General features: G+C 70.5%; 16 protein-coding genes. 12 read left to right on the top strand and 4 right to left on the bottom strand.

Translation table 11 applies throughout. From position 1 onward, the window contains the following. The first annotated feature begins 64 nt into the window (after positions 1-64). The 6 genes from J5V16_RS14970 to J5V16_RS14945 all read left to right on the top strand — a co-directional run bounded on the left by J5V16_RS14970 (position 65) and on the right by J5V16_RS14945 (position 3,941). Positions 65-1,066 (top strand): carboxymuconolactone decarboxylase family protein, encoded by a 1,002-nt coding sequence (locus J5V16_RS14970; protein ID WP_208497202.1) that lies wholly within the window; start codon positions 65-67, stop codon positions 1,064-1,066. Beyond that, positions 1,059-1,475: a DUF6220 domain-containing protein gene (locus J5V16_RS14965; protein WP_208497200.1), complete on the top strand. Its 417-nt coding sequence runs from the start codon at positions 1,059-1,061 to the stop codon at positions 1,473-1,475. Before J5V16_RS14970 ends, J5V16_RS14965 begins: the two co-directional genes overlap by 8 nt. Before the next feature lie 253 nt (positions 1,476-1,728). Beyond that, on the top strand, positions 1,729-2,283 hold the full coding sequence (locus J5V16_RS14960; RefSeq protein WP_208497198.1) for a helix-turn-helix transcriptional regulator: 555 nt from the start codon (positions 1,729-1,731) through the stop codon (positions 2,281-2,283). A gap of 47 nt (positions 2,284-2,330) precedes the next feature. After that, entirely contained in the window at positions 2,331-2,903 is a 573-nt protein-coding gene (locus tag J5V16_RS14955) for an NUDIX hydrolase (RefSeq protein ID WP_208497196.1), read from the top strand. Further along, positions 2,900-3,430: an NUDIX hydrolase gene (locus J5V16_RS14950; RefSeq protein ID WP_307792978.1), complete on the top strand. Its 531-nt coding sequence runs from the start codon at positions 2,900-2,902 to the stop codon at positions 3,428-3,430. The genes J5V16_RS14955 and J5V16_RS14950 overlap by 4 nt, the downstream gene beginning before the upstream one ends. Before the next feature lie 4 nt (positions 3,431-3,434). Continuing rightward, complete coding sequence (locus J5V16_RS14945; protein WP_208497194.1) at positions 3,435-3,941, top strand: NUDIX domain-containing protein; 507 nt, start codon at positions 3,435-3,437, stop codon at positions 3,939-3,941. Positions 3,942-4,000: 59 nt separating this feature from the next. Here the strand turns inward: J5V16_RS14945 and gndA are convergent, their stop codons facing one another. Further along, positions 4,001-5,431, bottom strand: a complete 1,431-nt coding sequence (gene gndA, locus J5V16_RS14940) for an NADP-dependent phosphogluconate dehydrogenase (RefSeq protein ID WP_208497192.1) — start codon at positions 5,429-5,431, stop codon at positions 4,001-4,003. 163 nt (positions 5,432-5,594) lie between these two features. Between gndA and J5V16_RS14935 the strand changes: the two genes are divergently transcribed. Next, positions 5,595-6,959 carry a cystathionine beta-synthase gene (locus J5V16_RS14935; protein ID WP_208497190.1) on the top strand — a complete coding sequence of 455 codons (1,365 nt, stop codon included), beginning with the start codon at positions 5,595-5,597 and terminating at the stop codon, positions 6,957-6,959. A gap of 276 nt (positions 6,960-7,235) precedes the next feature. Here J5V16_RS14935 and J5V16_RS14930 read toward each other — a convergent pair whose 3' ends face one another. Together J5V16_RS14930 and J5V16_RS14925 are read right to left on the bottom strand one after the other, a co-directional pair. After that, positions 7,236-8,219 (bottom strand): hypothetical protein, encoded by a 984-nt coding sequence (locus tag J5V16_RS14930; protein WP_208497188.1) that lies wholly within the window; start codon positions 8,217-8,219, stop codon positions 7,236-7,238. 118 nt (positions 8,220-8,337) lie between these two features. Then, positions 8,338-9,984: a fumarate hydratase gene (locus J5V16_RS14925; RefSeq protein WP_208497186.1), complete on the bottom strand. Its 1,647-nt coding sequence runs from the start codon at positions 9,982-9,984 to the stop codon at positions 8,338-8,340. 281 nt (positions 9,985-10,265) lie between these two features. On the opposite strand from J5V16_RS14925, the gene rpsF reads away from it, so the two are divergent. The 4 genes from rpsF to rplI are packed head-to-tail and all read left to right on the top strand — an operon-like array spanning position 10,266 to position 11,877. Continuing rightward, positions 10,266-10,556, top strand: a complete 291-nt coding sequence (gene rpsF / locus J5V16_RS14920) for a 30S ribosomal protein S6 (RefSeq protein ID WP_208497184.1) — start codon at positions 10,266-10,268, stop codon at positions 10,554-10,556. A gap of 39 nt (positions 10,557-10,595) precedes the next feature. Further along, positions 10,596-11,096 (top strand): single-stranded DNA-binding protein, encoded by a 501-nt coding sequence (locus tag J5V16_RS14915; protein WP_208497182.1) that lies wholly within the window; start codon positions 10,596-10,598, stop codon positions 11,094-11,096. Between the two features lie 59 nt (positions 11,097-11,155). Next, positions 11,156-11,401: a 30S ribosomal protein S18 gene (gene rpsR / locus J5V16_RS14910; RefSeq protein WP_030160643.1), complete on the top strand. Its 246-nt coding sequence runs from the start codon at positions 11,156-11,158 to the stop codon at positions 11,399-11,401. 14 nt (positions 11,402-11,415) lie between these two features. After that, on the top strand, positions 11,416-11,877 hold the full coding sequence (rplI, locus tag J5V16_RS14905) for a 50S ribosomal protein L9 (RefSeq protein ID WP_208497180.1): 462 nt from the start codon (positions 11,416-11,418) through the stop codon (positions 11,875-11,877). A 191-nt stretch (positions 11,878-12,068) separates the two neighbouring features. Here rplI and J5V16_RS14900 read toward each other — a convergent pair whose 3' ends face one another. Further along, positions 12,069-12,458, bottom strand: a complete 390-nt coding sequence (locus tag J5V16_RS14900) for a hypothetical protein (protein ID WP_208497178.1) — start codon at positions 12,456-12,458, stop codon at positions 12,069-12,071. Positions 12,459-12,780: 322 nt separating this feature from the next. Here J5V16_RS14900 and dnaB point away from each other — a divergent pair, with 322 nt between their 5' ends. Beyond that, positions 12,781-14,238, top strand: a complete 1,458-nt coding sequence (dnaB, locus tag J5V16_RS14895; protein WP_208497414.1) for a replicative DNA helicase — start codon at positions 12,781-12,783, stop codon at positions 14,236-14,238. Positions 14,239-14,269 lie beyond the last annotated feature (31 nt).

The following is a 14,269-nucleotide window of genomic DNA, read 5'->3' as shown; positions in this document are numbered from 1 at the left end:
GAGTCTGGAGGCATGGCGCGCCGCCGGAACCCGGTGGGCGCGAGGCGAACCGAGGAGGACCCCCATGCCCGAGATCAGATATGTGGCGCCGGTCGAGGCCAGACAGGCGGACGGCCTGGTGGCCGAGGTGTACGCGCAGGCGAAGCGGGAGTTGGGGGCGGTGGGCGCGCCGTTCCAGATGCTCTCGCCCGCACCGGAGCTGCTGGCGTCCATGTGGGCGCTGCTGCGGGAGTCGCTGATGGTCGGCGGCCCTGAGGAGCGGCTGGCGAAGGAGGTGGTGGCGACGTCGATCGCGGTGCGCAACGGCTGCCGGTTCTGCACGGACGCGCACACGGTGCTGCTGCACGCGCTGGGCGAGTCGGCGCTGGCCGAGGGGCTGCGTGCGTCGAATCCGCCGCGGGAGTGGGCGCCGCTCGCGGCGTGGGCGCTGGAGCCGGGCCCGGAGGGGCCGTTCGCGGCCGAGGCCGCGCCGCGGTTCATCGGGACGGCGCTGGTGTTCGAGTTCATCACGCGGCTGGTGCAGGTGCTGGCGCACAACGAGTCGCCGCATCCGGTGACGGCGACGCGCCTGGGCCGGTCGGTGGCGTCGCGGGCGCTGCGCGCGGCCGTCTTGGCCGATCTGGAGCCGGGGACGAGTCTGGCGCTGCTCGAGGAGCGGCCCGGGTGGGCGCGGGGCCTGCGGATGAGGGAGCCCGCTTGGGCGGCCGGCTCGCCGGTCGGGGTCGCGTACGCGCATCTGCGGGGGTACGCCTCTTCCGGTCCGGGCCTGCTCGGCGGCGACGCGGCCGAAGCGGTCGCGCGCACGGTCGGCGTGAGCGAGGGCGCGGTCGGGGACGGCCTGCCGGAGCTCGTGGACGGCGACGGGCTCGAGCCCGGGCCGGCGCTCGGGGCGCGTCTCGCGGTGGCGGCGGCGCTCGCGCCGGCCGCCGTGAACGAGGCGCATGTGGACGCGTGGCGGGGTGAGAAGCACTCGGACCACTGCGTGGTCCATCTGCTCGCCTACGGAACGATGACGGGCGTCGACGCCCTCCAGGACGAGATCGAGACGAGGAGTGTCAATGCTTAAGTTCTACCGGGTGTGGATCGGGCTGCTGCACGTCCTGATCGGCCTCCAGTTCTTCCTGGCGGGGTACGGCGCGATCGGCTCCGGCTCGCCCGACGAGTCGTTCGAGCTGCACATCATGAACGGTCGGCTTATCGCGGTGGTCGCGCTGCTGGGCATCCTGTTCGCGGCACTGTCGCGGGCGGGCGGGAAGCTCGTGGGCATGGCCGCGGGCGTGCTCGGGCTGGTCGTGCTGCAGTCGCTGATCGCGCTGGTGAGCGTCGCGGGGACGACGCCGGGGCAGATCATCTTCGGCTTCCACGCGATCAACGCGCTCATGATCATGGGCTTGGCGGAGACTTCGGGGCGGCTCGCTAAGCAGCTCCTCGCCGACCGCAAGCCTGTGGAACCGGCCGCGACCGCGGCCGCCTGAACCCTGAAACCGGGGAACCCGGCCCGCGGCGACACCCCGCCGCGGGCCTTTTCGCGTCCCCGGGGCCGCGCAGGGGGCCGACAATGCCACCAACGGCTGAGGTTTTCTCGACACTCGGCGTGTCATACATGCCGAGTCATCCCAACGAGCACCTCCGCGCGGCACTCGAGTACATGGAGGCGAACGGCTGGAAGATCGTCGTTTCAAGTGGCCACTGCTGGGGGCGGGCGTACTGCCCCGGCGAAGCGAACGGATGGGCGAGCATAAGACTGGGACCGTTTTTTCATTCGAGCTGTACTTCACCGCACCTGCGGGCGAGCACGTCATCGACGCGCTGTACGAGGCCGGATGGTCCGACTCCACGATCGACCTCGATCCGGAGACCGGTGGCGAGGGCTGGGCGACCTTCCACCGGGAAGCACCATCGGCGCTGCAGGCGGTCGTGTCGGCGATCCGGGAAGGCCGCAAGGCCGGAGTCGAGCCGCTCGGTGTCACCGAGGACTATGTCTCGCTCAAGGAGATCGCCGAGCGCACCGGTCGGACCCCCGCCGCGGTGGACCACTGGGTCACGGGTCGGCGCGGTCCGGGCGAGTTCCCCGAGCCGCGCGTGCCGCGGCCGCGGGTGAGTCTCTACTCGGGGGCCGAGGTGTCCAAGTGGCTGGTGGCGAACGGCCTGGCCGCGCTGTCGCCCGCCGACGTGGAGATCGCCCGGATCTGCGAGATCACCGATTCGACCCTGCTCGCCAAGCGGCTCCAGCGCCAGCTCTCGGAAGACGAGCAGCGGGAGCTCGACCGCGCCGTCGCCTAGCGCCGATGCCGCCCGCCGCCGCGAGCGGCGGGCGGCATACTTGGCGGATGACCGACGCCGCCGACCCCGTGACGATCAGGCGGCGGTGCGCGCGGGTGCTCCTCGTGGACGAGGAGGACCGGCTGCTGCTGTTCTACAGCCGCGACTACATGGGCCCGGGCGTGGAGTACTTCGTGACGCCCGGCGGCGGGCTCGACGCGGGCGAGACCCTCGCCGAGGGCGCGGCGCGCGAGGTGTTCGAGGAGACGGGCCTCAGGATCGACCCGGGCGCGCTCGGGCCGGTCGTGGCCGAGACCGAGGGCGACTGGTCCGACAGCCCCGGCCTGGTGGTGCACTCCCGCGACTCGTTCTTCTTCCTGCGGGTGGCGCACTTCGACCCGGTGCGGGACCGGCTCGAGGCGGTCGAGCTGGAGGAGTTCACCGCCGCCCGGTGGCTCACGCCCGCCGAGGTCGCCGAAGCGGACGGCCTGATCTTCCCCGCCCGCGTCGCGGCCCTGCTTAAGGGACTCTTGGACGGCGCGGTTCCGGTTGCGCCCGTTCAGGTCCCGTGGGGCGCGTGGACATGGGACGCCGATAGCGGGTGGACGGCTACAGAGCGTGCCCCCATACTTGACCGGTGAGCGCGACGAACGAACCCACCCAGATCGACCGCTACGGCGCGCGGTGCATCGTGATCGACGAACAGGACGCGGTCCTGTTCATCGGCCGGTCCGCGACCCCTGAGCGGCCCGCCCGCTGGTTCCTCCCCGGCGGCGGCATCGACCCCGGCGAGACCCCCGCCGACGCGGCCGTGCGCGAGCTGTTCGAGGAGACCGGCCTGCGCATCGCCGACGGCGACCTGGTCGGCCCGGTCGCGCGCCGCGCCTTCAGCCGCCCCAAGGCCGGTGTGGTCTTCACCCAGGACAACTACCTGTTCTTCACGCGCGTCCAGCGGTTCACGCCCCACGTCTCCGGCGGCGACGCCTACGAGCAGGACCTCGAGTTCCGGTGGTTCCAGGTCGACGAGCTCAGCGACGACGGCGGCTTCGACACCCCCGGCGACCCCCTCGTGGGCCTGCTGAAACGGCTCATCGGCGGCGACGTCCCCGCTGAGGTGCTCCGCCTCGAACCGGCCGGGAACCCCGCGGTGGACACCTCCGTAAGCTGACCCGGTGATCCCCGAAGGCGACTACCGCACCTCCGCCCGCGTCATCCTCCTCGCCCCCGACGACACCGTGCTCCACATGGGCGGCGACCGCTGCCGCGACGGCGTCGTCCGCTGGTACACGCCCGGTGGCGGCGTCGAGGCCGGCGAAGACCCCGCCGCGGCCGCGATCCGCGAAGTCCACGAGGAGACCGGCCTGCGCATCGACCCCGCGGCCCTGATCGGCCCGGTCGCCCGCGGCGTCTACGTGTGCTTCCCCGGCGGACGGCTGCACGTCCAGCAGAACTGGTACTTCTTCCACCGCGTCGAGCGGTTCGCGCCCCGCATGACCGCCGGCGCCGGCTACGAGCTCGGCCTCGGCTTCGACTGGCTGCCGATCGACGCGTGCGGCTCCACCGACGGCATGATCGACCCCCACCTCCTGGTCGCGCTCGTCAAGCGCCTGCGCGACGGCGACGTCCCCGCCGCACCGGTCGAGCTCGGCGGCTCCTACGGGCCCGTCTGGGACCAGTAGCGAAGCGAAACGGCGCCGCCCCCGCTCGGTCGAGCGGGGGCGGCGCCGTCACAGCGTGCTTAGAGCTCGATCTCCGAGCGGTCGCCCGACCAGTCGGTGTGGAACGTGCCCTCGCGGTCGACCCGCTTGTAGGTGTGCGCGCCGAAGAAGTCGCGCTGCCCCTGGATCAGGGCGGCCGGCAGGCGGCGCGAACGCAGCCCGTCGTAGTACGCCAGCGCCGAGGAGAAGCCCGGGGTCGGGATGCCCGCGAGCGCGGCGGTCGAGACGACACGGCGCCACGCCTCCTGCGCGTCCGTCACGATCTTCGTGAACTCCGGCGCGGCCAGCAGGGTCGGCAGCTCGGGGTTCGAGCGCCACGCCTCGGTGATGCGGTCGAGGAAGCGGGCCCGGATGATGCAGCCCGCGCGCCACAGGGCCGAGCACGAGCCGAGGTCGATGCCCCAGTCGTATTCGGCGCTCGCGGCCGCGATCTGGTCGAAGCCCTGCGCGTACGCGACGATCTTGGAGGCGTAGAGGGCCTGGCGGACGTCCTCGACGAAGTCGGCCGGGAAGTCCACTTTGCCCGTCGGGCCGGTGAGCAGGTCGACCGCGCCTTCTCGCTGCTTCGTGCCGCTGGAGAGGGCGCGCGCGAAGGTGGCCTCGGCGATGCCGGTGACCGGGACGCCCAGGTCGAGGGCGTTCTGCACGGTCCAGCGGCCGGTGCCCTTCTGGCCGGCCTGGTCGACGATGACGTCGACCAGGGGCTTGCCGGTGGCGGCGTCGGTGTGGCCGAGGACCTCGGCGGTGACCTCGATCAGGTAGGAGTCGAGTTCGCCGGCGTTCCACTCGGAGAAGATCTTGGCGAGGTCGGCCGGCTCGATGCCGACGCCGCGGCGGAGCAGGTCGTAGGCCTCGCCGATGAGCTGCATGTCGGAGTACTCGATGCCGTTGTGCACCATCTTGACGAAGTGCCCGGCGCCGTCGGGGCCGAGGCGCGTGCAACACGGGGTGCCGTCGGGGGCCTTGGCGCTGATGGCCTCGAGGATCGGGCCGAGGGACTCGTAAGACTCGGCGGAGCCGCCCGGCATGATCGCCGGGCCGAGGAGCGCGCCCTCTTCGCCGCCGGAGACGCCGGTGCCGACGAAGTGGAGGCCCTTGTCGCGGAGGGCGGCCTCGCGGCGGCGGGTGTTCTCGAAGTGGGCGTTGCCGCCGTCGATGATCATGTCGCCGGGCTCCATGAGCGCGGCGAGCTGGTCGATGACGGCGTCGGTGGCGTTCCCGGCCTGGACCATGATCATGGCCTTGCGGGGGCGCTTGAGGGAGGCCACGAAGTCTTCGAGCGCTTCGGAGGGGACGAAGTCGCCTTCATCGCCGTGGGCCTCGATCAGCTCGGTGGTCTTGGCGTGCGTGCGGTTGTAGACGGCGACGGTGAAGCCGTGCCGGGCGAAGTTCCGGGCGAGGTTGGAGCCCATGACGGCCAGCCCGACCACGCCGATGTCAGCGGTGCTCATGCCTGTGTCTCCCTACGTTGCGTAAGAGGTGTGCGCCCCGATTGTCGCCGAGCTGTGCGGCGGGGGCGGTCCCACCGCCGATCGTATCCACGAGGCGGGACGCGCACACGGACACTGGTGCGGACTGTCCAGGTCGCACGGGGCACGGGCCTAGGCTGTGAGCATGCAGTACTACGAATCGGTCCTCGACCTCATCGGCAACACCCCGCTGGTGCGGCTGAACTCGGTCACCGAGGGCATCAAGGCCACGGTCCTCGCGAAGGTCGAATACCTCAACCCGGGCGGCTCCATCAAGGATCGCATCGCCCAGCGCATGATCGACGAGGCCGAGGCCTCGGGGGCGCTCAAGCCGGGCGGCACGATCGTGGAGCCCACGAGCGGGAACACGGGCGTGGGCCTGGCGATGGTGGCCCAGCAGCGCGGCTACCACTGCGTGTTCGTGTGCCCGGACAAGGTCTCGGAGGACAAGCGAAACGTCCTCAAGGCGTACGGCGCGGAGGTCGTCGTGTGCCCGACCGCGGTCGACCCGGAGGACCCGCGCTCCTACTACAAGGTCTCGGACCGGCTCATCCACGAGATCGAGGGCGCGTGGAAGCCCGACCAGTACTCGAATCCGGCGAACCCGGCCTCGCACTACCACCAGACCGGGCCCGAGCTGTGGAAGCAGACGGACGGGAGGATCACGCACCTCGTCGCGGGCGTCGGCACCGGCGGCACCATCACCGGGATCGGCAAGTATCTCAAGGAGGTGTCGGGCGGGAAGGTGCAGGTCGTGGGCGCTGACCCGGAGGGGTCGGTGTACTCGGGCGGCACCGGGCGGCCGTACCTCGTCGAGGGCGTGGGCGAGGACTTCTGGCCGGCGAACTACGACCCTGAGCTGGCCGACCGGATCGTGGAGGTCACCGACGCGGAGTCGTTCGCGATGACGCGGCGGCTCGCGCGCGAGGAGGGGCTGCTCGTGGGCGGCTCGGCGGGGATGGCCGTGGTCGGGGCGCTCGAGGTGGCCCGCGAGGCCGCCGCCGGCGACGTGGTCGTGGTGATCCTGCCCGACGGCGGGCGCGGCTACCTCTCGAAGATCTTCAACGACGCGTGGATGACCGAGTACGGGTTCATGGGCGGCTCGGGCGAGACGACCGTGGGCGAGGTGCTGGCGAGCAAGGGCGGGGAGATCCCCGAGCTCGTCCACGTGCACCCGCAGGACACGGTGCGCGAGGCGATCGACATCATGCGCCAGTACGGGGTCAGCCAGATGCCGGTGCTCAAGGCGGAGCCGCCGGTGACGAGCGGCGAGGTGGCCGGGGCGGTGGCCGAGCGGGACCTGATGGACGCCCTCTTCTCGGGGCGGGCGACGCTGCACGACCCGCTCGAGCGGCACATCGGTGAGCCGCTGCCGACGATCGGCTCGGGCGAGCAGGTCGAGCGGGCCGTCGCGGCCCTGCACGACCGGGACGCGCTCATGGTGTTCGCGGAGGGCAAGCCGGTCGGCGTGCTCACCCGGCAGGACCTGTTGAGCTACGTCGAGCACTGATTTCGCGGGTTTCCGAACTGGCCCGCGGCCGACGCGAACGCCGCCTCGCCGGCCGGCCCGCCCGCGAGCGCCGCCGAGGGGCCGCGTGGCCGCGCACCTCCAAATAGGAACATATCCGGCTTGCTCGATGGCCGGCCTTGCCGAGGACTCTCGCAAACCGGTCGAGTCGGATTTCTCGCTGAGGCGTCTCGGCGCGCTCGGCGAGGGCTCGCAGCCGCGGATCGGTCATCGGAGACGCCCGGCAGGAGGCGCGGCGTGCCGTGGACCTCTCGGCCCCTAGGCGACACGCGCCCCCGGTTGCCGAACGCCCAGCATGGCCCGCAGACTCGCCATGCTCCGCGCCAACGCCTGGAGATACCCGAGGACGAGCGCCCAGATCCCGAATGCTGCCCGATACAGGCCGAGGACCCGCTGCACGGACCATGGGACGGCTTCGAGGCCGACTGCCGCCAACCGGTCGGCGAGACCGGAGACCGCTTCGCGCGTCGCTCGCACCGCGCCCGCGACGCCCTCGACCGCGTGGCCCAGCATCGCGGCGGTCGCGGCGACCGCCGCGATCCCGGTGACGTTGTGCGCCATCAGCTCCTGGTAGGCGAGATGGTCGGGTCCGCTCCACCCCTTGAGGTCGGCTTCGAGGCTCCATTCGAGGTCGGCGGCGATCTCCCGCAGTTCGGCCGCGATCAGCGCCCAGCGCCGTGCTGCGGCGGCAGCGGCCTCGCGGTCGACCTCCATCCGGTCGATGAGGGACCGGAGCGGGCCGGCCAGCGGCGCCGCCGGGTTCGCGTCGCTTCGGTGCGGCATGGGGGCGGCCGGACTCGGGGCGGTGCCGCGGCGTGCGAGCCGGTCGTCGATCCAAGTCCGCTCCCGGAACTTCGCGACCAGTGCCTCGCCGTCGACGGCCTGGCCGGGTCGCGACCGGGCGCGGTCCTCAGTGGCCTTGCGGCGCTCGCCGCGGCCGGCGGGCGCCCAGTAGTCGGCGCGGCGATCCCGGTTGCCGTTCCGCTTGCCGTCCGCCATACGGTGGAGCTTGCGCGTCGCGACATCGATTTTCCGGGGGAATCGCCTGGTCAACTGATCCTGGTCCCGGTGCCGGTCTTCGATGAGCGAGGCCATCGAGGCGCACAGGTCGCCGAATACGCCGGTCCGCAAGCCCGCCTCGGCGCTCAAGTACCCCACCGATTCGATGCGGTAGCCGAGCAGCTCCAGGTTGCCGGCGTGCGTTCTGAGGATCAGCGGGTCCACAGGGGGTAGAGGGCCCATCGGCCTCACTGCTCCTCAAGGGACTGACGGCGACAGGGGAGCCGCCGCGCTGTACCTGTGAGTCTAGACGGTCCGTGCCACCGCTGGGCGGCACGGCCGGTTCCTAAGCGAGCGTCATTCAGGGTTTGCGGCCCACCGTGAGCACGGGCTTGCGGGTCTCGGCGTAGAAGTCGTTGCCCTTGTCGTCCACCACGATGAACGCCGGGAAGTCCTCGACCTCGATCTTCCAGACCGCCTCCATGCCCAGCTCCGGGTACTCCAGGACCTCCATCGACTTGATGTTGTCCTGGGCGAGCTTCGCGGCCGGGCCGCCGATCGAGCCGAGGTAGAAGCCGCCGTGCGCCTTGCACGCGTTCGTCACCTGGTCGGAGCGGTTGCCCTTGGCGAGCATGACGAACGAGCCGCCCGCGGCCTGGAACTGCTCGACGTACGTGTCCATGCGCCCGGCCGTGGTCGGGCCGAACGAACCGGACGCGTACCCCTCGGGGGTCTTCGCCGGGCCCGCGTAGTAGACCGCGTGGTCGCGAAGGTACTGCGGCATGGGCTCGCCCGCGTCCAGGCGCTCCTTGATCTTCGCGTGCGCGATGTCGCGGGCGACCACGAGCGTGCCCGTGAGGGAGACGCGGGTCTTCACCGGGTACTTCGAGAGCTCCTCGCGGATCTCCGCCATCGGCCGGTTGAGGTCGACGCGCACCACGTCCTCGTCGAGGTCGTCCTCTTCGACGTCCGGCACGTACCGGCTCGGGTCGGTCTCGAGCTGCTCGAGGAACACGCCCTCGGCGGTGATCTTGGCCGTGGCCTGGCGGTCCGCCGAGCAGGACACCGCGATCGCCACGGGAAGCGAGGCGCCGTGGCGCGGCAGGCGGATCACGCGCACGTCGTGGCAGAAGTACTTGCCGCCGAATTGCGCGCCGATCCCGAACTGGCGCGTCAGCTCCAGGACCTGCTGCTCGAGTTCGACGTCGCGGAAGCCGTGCCCGAGCGGCGAGCCCTCGGCGGGCATCGTGTCGAGGTACTTCGCGGAGGCGTACTTCGCGGTCTTGAGCGCGTACTCGGCGCTGGTGCCGCCGATGACGATCGCCAGGTGGTACGGCGGGCACGCGGAGGTGCCGAGCCCGCGCAGCTTCTCCTCGAGGAAGCGCAGCATCGCGTCGGGGTTGAGGATGGCCTTCGTCTCCTGGTAGAGGAAGGACTTGTTCGCGGAGCCGCCGCCCTTGGCCATGAACAGGAACTTGTACGCGTCGTCGCCCTCGGCGTACAGCTCGATCTGCGCGGGCAGGTTCGAGCCGGTGTTCTTCTCGTCCCACATCGTCAGCGGGGCCATCTGGCTGTACCGCAGGTTGAGGTCGCGGTAGGCCTGCCAGACGCCGCGCGAGAGGTGCTCGGTGTCGCGGCCGTCGGTGAGGACGTGCCGGCCGCGCTTGCCCATGACGATCGCGGTGCCCGTGTCCTGGCACATCGGCAGGATCTCGCCGGAGGCGATGTTCGCGTTCTTGAGCAGGTCCATCGCCACGAACCGGTCGTTGCCACTGGCCTCGGGGTCGTCGAGGATCGAGCGGAGCTGGGAGAGGTGCGCGGGGCGCAGGTAGTGGGAGATGTCCTTGACGGCCTCGGTCGCCAGCTGCGTCAGGACCTCGGGCTCCACGGTGAGGAACCGCCGCCCGGCGGCTTCGACCGTGTTCACCCCGTCCTTGGTGAGCAGGCGGTACTCGGTGGTGTCGGGGCCGACGGGAAGCAGGTCGGTGTAGCGGAACTCCGATGTCACGCGTTCCAACTTAGCGCGCACGGTGCGCGGTCCGTGTGTGAGGCGAAGCTCAGTCCGCGCCTGTCGTTCGAACACCGCGGACTCGGATGTCGCGCTCCGAATGTCGTACCCGGCCGGTAGCGTCACACCCAGGCGGCGCGACGCTGGCGCACCGCCTGCAAGCAGGTACGATTGCCCGGTTGTCCGCACCGGCCCGACCTCGGGGCGGCGCGGCACGCGCAAGTGAATCCTCCTGCTGCGGAGAGACCGCAGCCGTTGAGACCAAAGGGGGTGGAGCGATCTTGCGGCACTATGAACTCATGGTGATCCTCGAACCGAACATCGAGGAGGCCCAGGTCAGCCCGACGCTGGACAAGTTCCTGAAGGGCGTCAAGGACGCCGGAGGGACCGTCGACAAGATCGACGTCTGGGGCCGGCGCCGTCTCGCCTACGAGATCAACAAGAGCAACGAGGGCGTCTACGCCGTCATCGACCTGCAGTCCGAGCCCGGTCCCGTCGCTGAGATGGACCGTCAGCTGCGGCTCAACGAGTCGGTGCTGCGGACCAAGGTGCTGCGACCGGAGCTTCGGTAACCCGACCTTGCAACTGCGAGACCTTAGGGAGAAGAGGTCATGGCAGGAGAGACAGTCATCACGGTTATCGGCAACCTCGTCGACGACCCCGAACTGCGTTACACGCCGTCCGGTGCCGCCGTCGCGAAGTTCCGTATCGCATCGACCCCGCGCACGTTCGACCGCGAGTCGAACGCGTGGAAAGACGGTGAGGCCCTGTTCCTCACCTGCAGTGTGTGGCGCCAGTACGCCGAGAACGTCGCCGAGTCCCTGTCGCGCGGTACCCGCGTGATCGTGCAGGGCAGGCTCAAGCAGCGCAGCTACGAGACCCGCGAGGGCGAGAAGCGCACTGTGTACGAGCTGGACGTCGAGGAAGTCGGTCCCGCGCTGCGTTTTTCCACCGCGAAGCTGAACAAGTCCGGCGGCGGTTCCGGCGGCGGCGGTCGCTCCTTCGGGGGCGGCGGCAACTCCGGTTCTGCACCTGACGACCCTTGGGCCTCGGCCGCCCCCGCTGGCGCTTCCGCCGGCGGTGGAGGCTTCGACGAGGACCCGCCGTTCTAACCGGCGCCCGCCGCTCCGCGGCGGCCCGGAACGATCTCGAGTAAGAGGCAAGACAACACATGGCCAACCCGAAATCGGCTCCCCTGCGGAAGCCGAAGAAGAAGCCGAACCCGCTTGAAAAAGAGGGTATCGAGTACGTCGACTACAAGGACACGGCGCTGCTGCGGAAGTTCATCTCCGACCGCGGCAAGATCCGTGCCCGCCGAGTGACCGGCGTGACCACCCAGCAGCAGCGCCAGATCGCCGCGGCCGTCAAGAACGCCCGCGAAATGGCCCTGCTCCCGTACACCAGCCAGACCCGCTAAGGAAGGAGCGCAACATGAAGATCATCCTGACTCATGAGGTGCCCAACCTCGGCTCGGCCGGCGATGTGGTCGAGGTGAAGAACGGCTACGGCCGCAACTACCTCCTGCCGCAGGGCCTGGCGATCGCCTGGACCAAGGGCGGTCAGAAGGAAGTCGACGCGATCCAGCGCGCCCGTGCGGCCCGCCAGATCCACGACCTCGACCAGGCCCGCACCGTGGCCGAGCAGCTGAAGAAGACGGACGCCCACATCGTCGCCCGCACGGGTGACGGGGACCGCCTCTTCGGCTCCATCACCGCGGTCGACGTGGTCAAGGCCGTCGACGAGGCCGGGGGTCCGAAGATCGACCGCCGCCGCGTCGAGCTGCCCGCCGCGATCAAGTCGGTCGGCACCTACGACGTCGCGGTCAAGCTGCACCCGGAGGTGACCGCGAAGTTCAAGCTTCAGGTGACCCCGGCCAAGCGCCGCAAGAAGTAGGGTCGCACCAGCGAACCCGAGAAAGGCCCGCGTTCGGTTCGAACGCGGGCCTTTGTCGTACCCCTATGGGACGTGTCCTTTTTCGCTGGTGGTGGTGAAGGTGGGACTGGGCGGGTACCCCGGGCCACCCGCACGCCCGCCGGCCGACGCGCGGCGGCGGACCGAATTCGCAGGTCACCACCTATAAGCCGTCAGATCACCCACCCGGCCGTCCGCAGCACCACCGTCACGAGTCCGGCGCCGAGGATCGCCGCCGCCGAGCCGGCGACGCCGGCGCGCCAGCCGGCGCGCGGCAGCCGGAGCAGGACCGCCACGAGGAGGCTCGCCGTGAGCGCCGAGAGCGTCCACGCCCAGCCGCCCGCGATCGCCGCCGAGAGCCGCCCGGCCACCGTGCAGCCGCGCTCCGCGCACGTCGCGTCCACCGCCGGCTGCGAGACCACCCACGCCAGATAGACGAACATCGGCACGGCGTACCACGCGAGCGTCACGAGCAGCGTCGGCGTGAACGCCCGCTCCCCCGGGCGGTCGTCGCCGTCGGGGTCGAGCCGGGGCCTGCGCTCGGGTTGCCGGGGGGCGTTCATGGGGCCTCGCTCCTCTGGTCCGTGCCGGGGTCGCCCCTCACCTTAGCCGCAAGTTGGCACGAACGAATCTCCATCCACAGGCCGTGGACAACGTCGCCACAGGTGAACGCTGCAATTGGAGCCGCATTCACGTAACTGTCCACAGGTTGTCCACAGGCCGGACCCGGTTATCCACAGGTTATCCACAGCCTTGTCCACAGGGTTGTCCACAGGCCCGTTTGCAACCGTGCGCGGCGCGACATAGCGTCGTTGACGCCGCCGATCTGTCGTATCCAGGCGGTACATTCTCCATGAACGCACGGTGACCGAGGGGGTGGACGGCATGACCGACGTGTCGGCGGAAGGCGTCTACTCGAGGGTGAACGGCGCCAACGGTTCCCGCAGCAACTCCTATTTCGACACCCCGCCTGAGGACCCCTTCGCGGACGGCGGAGGCGGGGGCGGCGGCGCCCGCACCTACGAGCGCACCCCGCCCCAGGACCACCAGGCCGAGATGTCCGTCCTCGGCGGCATGCTCATGAGCAAGGACGCGATCGCCGACGTCATCGAAGTGCTCGGCCCGGGCGACTTCTACCAGCCCAAGCACGGCATGGTCTTCGACGCGATCATCGAGAAGTTCGGCAACGGCGAGCCCGCCGACGCCGTCACCATCGCAGCGGCGCTCGCCGACTCCGGCGACCTCGCCAAGATCGGCGGCGGCCCGTACCTCCACGACCTCCTCAACGCCGTGCCCACGGCCGCGAACGCCGGGTACTACGCGAAGATCGTCAAGGAGAAGGCGATCCTGCGGCGCCTCATCGAGGCCGGCACGAAGGTCGTCCAGTACGGCTACGGCGGCGGCCAGGGCGGGCGCGACATCGACGACCTCGTCGACCTCGCCCAGCAGGCCGTCTACGAGGTCACCGACAACCGCCAGAGCGAGGACTTCGCGGTCCTCTCCGACCTCCTCCAGCCCGCGATGGACGAGATCGAGGCGATCGGCGCGAGCCAGGGCCTCATGACCGGCATCCCCACGGGCTTCGCCGACCTCGACCGGCTCCTCTCGGGCCTGCAGGCCGGGCAGCTCATCATCGTCGCCGGGCGTCCCGGCGCGGGCAAGTCCACGGCGGCCATGGACTTCATGCGGCACGCCTCGCTCCACCACCGGCACGCCGCGGCCCTGTTCAGCCTCGAAATGAGCAAGCTCGAGATCGTGATGCGGCTCTTGAGCGCCGAGACGCGGGTGCCGATGCACGTCCTGCGCTCGGGCGACCTCTCGGACGACGACTGGACGCGCCTGGCCAAGCGCATGGGCGACATCTCCGAGGCGCCGCTGTTCGTCGACGACACCGCGTCGATGACCATGATGGAGATCCGGGCCAAGGCCCGGCGGCTCAAGCAGCGCCACGACCTCAAGCTCATCGTGGTCGACTACCTGCAGCTCATGACCTCGCCGAAGAAGACCGAGTCGCGGCAGCAGGAGGTCTCGGAGATCTCCCGTGGTCTGAAGCTCCTGGCCAAGGAGGTGCAGTGCCCGGTGATCGCGGTCGCGCAGCTCAACCGCGGTCCCGAGCAGCGCACCGACAAGCGCCCGCAGCTCTCCGACCTCCGCGAGTCCGGTTCGCTCGAGCAGGACGCCGACGTGGTCATCCTGCTGCACCGCGAGGACTACTACGACAAGGAGTCGCCGCGCGCGGGCGAGGCCGACTTCATCGTCGCCAAGCACCGCAACGGCGCGACGGACACCATCACCGTCGCGGCCCAGCTGCACCTCTCGCGCTTCGTCGACATGGCCGTCTAAGCGGCAGTCGCCGGAGGAGTACCGCTCGCAC

It is taken from the genome of Glycomyces niveus (genome assembly GCF_017592475.1).
GTDB classification, from domain to species: Bacteria; Actinomycetota; Actinomycetes; order Mycobacteriales; family Micromonosporaceae; genus Glycomyces; species Glycomyces niveus.
Note: the sequence above shows the minus strand (reverse complement) of the source record. Positions and strands in the feature narration are given on the sequence as shown.

Coding starts and splice junctions, on each gene's coding strand:
- J5V16_RS14970 (WP_208497202.1), top strand. CDS start 65: ATGCCCGAGATCAGATATGTGGCGCCGGTCGAGGCCAGACAGGCGGAC.
- J5V16_RS14965 (WP_208497200.1), top strand. CDS start 1,059: ATGCTTAAGTTCTACCGGGTGTGGATCGGGCTGCTGCACGTCCTGATC.
- J5V16_RS14960 (WP_208497198.1), top strand. CDS start 1,729: ATGGGCGAGCATAAGACTGGGACCGTTTTTTCATTCGAGCTGTACTTC.
- J5V16_RS14955 (WP_208497196.1), top strand. CDS start 2,331: ATGACCGACGCCGCCGACCCCGTGACGATCAGGCGGCGGTGCGCGCGG.
- gndA (WP_208497192.1), bottom strand. CDS start 5,431: ATGAGCACCGCTGACATCGGCGTGGTCGGGCTGGCCGTCATGGGCTCC.
- J5V16_RS14935 (WP_208497190.1), top strand. CDS start 5,595: ATGCAGTACTACGAATCGGTCCTCGACCTCATCGGCAACACCCCGCTG.
- J5V16_RS14930 (WP_208497188.1), bottom strand. CDS start 8,219: ATGGGCCCTCTACCCCCTGTGGACCCGCTGATCCTCAGAACGCACGCC.
- J5V16_RS14915 (WP_208497182.1), top strand. CDS start 10,596: ATGGCAGGAGAGACAGTCATCACGGTTATCGGCAACCTCGTCGACGAC.
- rpsR (WP_030160643.1), top strand. CDS start 11,156: ATGGCCAACCCGAAATCGGCTCCCCTGCGGAAGCCGAAGAAGAAGCCG.
- rplI (WP_208497180.1), top strand. CDS start 11,416: ATGAAGATCATCCTGACTCATGAGGTGCCCAACCTCGGCTCGGCCGGC.
- J5V16_RS14900 (WP_208497178.1), bottom strand. CDS start 12,458: ATGAACGCCCCCCGGCAACCCGAGCGCAGGCCCCGGCTCGACCCCGAC.
- dnaB (WP_208497414.1), top strand. CDS start 12,781: ATGACCGACGTGTCGGCGGAAGGCGTCTACTCGAGGGTGAACGGCGCC.